Genomic DNA, 3327 nt, shown 5'->3' with positions numbered 1-3327 from the left:
ACCCTAGGGTGTAAAAATCACCAGCTTTCTAAACGTGCAAGTAAAATAGACCCAAATACTTAGCCGATCCTTAGGCAACCTGAAGCGTTTGTAATCTTGTCGCTAATCTCGTTCAACGGAAGACACTCGCATGCGGATCCTGGTGGTAGAGGACGATGAACTGATCGGTATTGCGATTGCTCGTGCACTGCGCGACGCGGCTTACGTCGCGGACTGGGTCGTGGACGCGCCCTCGGCGATGGGCGCCCTGCTCGGCCGTGAGCATGACGCCGTACTGCTCGACCTGAACCTTCCTCAAGGAGATGGCCTGACCATTCTGCGTGACCTTCGAAAGCGCGACGCGGATATGCCTGTCCTCATAATGACCGCGCGCGACAGTGTCGATGACCGTATCGAAGGGCTGGACAGCGGCGCGGACGATTACCTGGTCAAGCCGTTCAACCTGAATGAAATGCTGGCGAGGCTTCGCGCCGCTATGCGCAAGCTTGGCCGTCATCCCGACGCAACACTTTCGAGCGGCAAGCTGTCGCTGGATCCCCGCTCGCTGGTCGCGGTGTATAAAGACGTCGAGTGCCGTTTGTCGGGTCGCGAGTTTGCGGTGCTGAGGGCGCTGCTCTCGCGTCCCGGCGTCATCCTGTCGAGAAGCGAGCTTGAGAACCGGGTCTACGGCTGGAACGAGCAGGTCGACAGTAACGCCGTCGAGTACCTGATTCATACGATTCGAAAAAAAATCGGGCATGACGCGATTCGCAACATACGAGGTGTGGGATGGATGGTCGACCGGGACGACAGTCACGCTCGCTGACAAGACAACTGACGTGGTCGATCATCGGCATCATTGCGCTGTTCGCGTTGATGGGTGGTGCGCTGTCATTCGCCGGTGGGTATCGCGAGGCGAGCCGGCTGCAGGACAGCCATCTGCATGACATCGGTGTTTTAATCAACAGCGGCAAGCTGATGCTCGCGGCCCCCACCGTGACGTGGCCCGACGCACATGACAACGGTACGTCGATGATTATTTCTCGCGCCAGTCCGGGAGCAACCGGCGCCAGCATCGACGTGCCTCTGCCGCGAATTGAAACGCTTGCTGACGGATTCCAGAACGTCGACTTCGACGGCAGGCGCTGGCGCGTCAACGTGCAGACGCTGCAAGGCGGCGACCGTCTCCTGGTGGCCGAGCGCTCGACCATCCGGGACGAAATCGCCCATGACGGCTCACTACGAACCCTGTTGCCCATGCTCGCGCTGACACCGCTTCTGCTGATTGTCATCGTGCTGATCGCTCGTGGCGCGCTGGCGCCAGTACGTCGCCTTGCAGCAACCGTGGATGGACAAGACGAGGTCACGCTCGGCGAGTTGTCTGAAGTGGGAATCCCGAATGAGTTGCTGCCTTTCATCCGCTCGATCAATCGACTGATCGAGCGGCTCAAGGACGCAATGGCGCAGCAGCGGCGGTTTATCGCCGACGCTGCCCACGAACTGCGCTCACCGTTGACCGCTCTAACGTTGCAGGCCGGGAGTCTTACGGCAGCCACCGACCCGGAGGACGCACGCGGACGGTTGATGGCCTTGCAGGCCGCCGTGGATCGCACGGCGAGACTGGTCGAACAACTGCTCGCGTTCGCCCGTTCACAACATGCGGCCGCGCCTGCGCATGCCCTTGTGTCGCTGCACAAGCTCGCCACGGACGCGATCCAGGATGCGGTCAACGTAGCCAATGCGAAAAACGTGGATCTTGGACTCAAGCAGTTGGACGACATCCAGGTCGACGTCGATGCATCGGCTGTCACCATTGCACTGCGCAACCTGGTCGACAATGCAGTGAGGTATGTGCCCGAAGGCGGCAAGGTCGACGTTACCGTGGTGAACCGCGAAGGCTACCTCGTTTGCAGTGTCAAGGACTCGGGACGGGGTGTTCCCGATGACCAGCTTGTCCGCGTTACCGAGCGGTTTTATCGCGTGCCGGGAACAGTATCCAGCGGCAGCGGGCTTGGTCTGTCGATCGTTTCCGAGATCGCCCGCCGCAACGGCGGTCGCCTGGTGTTACAGAACGCCAGCGATGGTTTTCACGCGACTTATTATCATCTGCTCCTGCGCACGATGGCACCGAAGCTGCCAGGATCGGGCGCTCCCTAAGTCTGCGCTAAGGAACTTGTTCTATAAATAGACGGGACGGGTTCTGTACGCTTTTGCGGGCCGCATCATATGCAAAACCGCGTCTGCGCTCTTCAAACAATGTGTCGCCTAATAATAGCCGTGCTTTGGGGGCGGCGCGCTAAGCTGAGGGTCAAGTTGGGTGAGTTACATCAAAATTGTTATATAAAAAGAGACTGGGTTTTCGATTTTTTCCAGGGGAACTATGCTTGAAGATCTGATAGACGACGACTTCTGGGCGCTGATTGAACCATTGATTTCTACGCGGTCGTTGCCGAAGCGCCGCAGCGCCGGGCGTCCCCGAGCACCGGATCGTGCCGTATTTTCCGGCATTGTGTTTGTGCTGCGATCGGGTATCTCGTGGACCCTGCTTTCTCAGAAACTCGGCTATGGTACGGGCCAGGTTTGCTCCCGTCGACTGGCCGAGTGGCAGGACGAGGGAGTGTGGCCAAGTCTTCAAAGAGTGCTCGTGGATGAATTGCAGCGTCGCGGCCATGCTGATGCGGCAAATGCGATTGTGGACAGTTTGTCGGTTCGTGCCGTGCTGTCAGGAGACAAATCTGCAGGGACCCTACGAGCTAGCAAGCTTGTCGGCAAAGTCAGCGGCGACAGAAAACGAGCGATACTACGAGTTTGATTAGCGAATAAAAGGCCGACCTCTTTTCGTCATAAAGCCAGACTCGCATACCCCGATCGCCGAGCCAGAAACGACTCTTCGTTTCGCACGCAGGTGCCGAGACCGCCGCAATCGCAAAAAAAGAGCGCGGGCCTATGCGCTTTCCGCACGGGCTGCATCAATTCCCCTGCACCGAAAGCAGCGAGTGCGGCGACTAGCGCCACTGCGTAGCGCCATGGGCCTCGCGGTGCCCAACTCCTTGCGTTATTTAGCATTCATACGCCGCTGACCCTTAATAAACATCGATCCCCAACGAACGGCGAGGCCTTGCGCCGATAGACTAGAGCAACAAGACTTAAGGCTTCCCATAGGCATGCGATAAATCAGATTTCACTGAGCAGTGTTTGTCGATCGTGCGACGTCCCTGCGCGACTGAGGGGAAAGGCGCGGCTGCGCTCAAAGTTCTGAGATCTCGAGAGAGTTGAGTGGCTTTAGTTGTGATTTTGCCAAGACGAACAGGACACTGCTCCGATTTGACAGCGGTACGGCTCAATTGG

Annotated in this window: 3 protein-coding genes; all 3 read left to right on the top strand. The window is 58.2% G+C overall.

Annotated features, from left to right (window positions below):
* Window positions 1–130: 130 nt before the first annotated feature.
* On the top strand, window positions 131–805 hold the full coding sequence (locus WCA53_RS04695; RefSeq protein ID WP_423906110.1) for a response regulator: 675 nt from the start codon (window positions 131–133) through the stop codon (window positions 803–805).
* Window positions 769–2136 (top strand): ATP-binding protein, encoded by a 1368-nt coding sequence (locus WCA53_RS04690; RefSeq protein WP_423906105.1) that lies wholly within the window; start codon window positions 769–771, stop codon window positions 2134–2136. Before WCA53_RS04695 ends, WCA53_RS04690 begins: the two co-directional genes overlap by 37 nt.
* A 223-nt stretch (window positions 2137–2359) precedes the next feature.
* Window positions 2360–2791, top strand: a complete 432-nt coding sequence (locus WCA53_RS04685) for a transposase (RefSeq protein WP_423906100.1) — start codon at window positions 2360–2362, stop codon at window positions 2789–2791.
* Window positions 2792–3327 lie beyond the last annotated feature (536 nt).

The organism is Caballeronia sp., from assembly GCF_049581465.1.
Classification (GTDB): Bacteria; Pseudomonadota; Gammaproteobacteria; order Burkholderiales; family Burkholderiaceae; genus Caballeronia.
The sequence above is the reverse complement of the archived record's forward strand: the minus strand, read 5'-3'. Positions and strand labels throughout refer to the sequence as shown.

What these genes read in the sequence shown, in the direction of transcription:
- WCA53_RS04695 (WP_423906110.1), top strand. Translation starts at nt 131, where the DNA reads ATGCGGATCCTGGTGGTAGAGGACGATGAACTGATCGGTATTGCGATT.
- WCA53_RS04690 (WP_423906105.1), top strand. Translation starts at nt 769, where the DNA reads ATGGATGGTCGACCGGGACGACAGTCACGCTCGCTGACAAGACAACTG.
- WCA53_RS04685 (WP_423906100.1), top strand. Translation starts at nt 2,360, where the DNA reads ATGCTTGAAGATCTGATAGACGACGACTTCTGGGCGCTGATTGAACCA.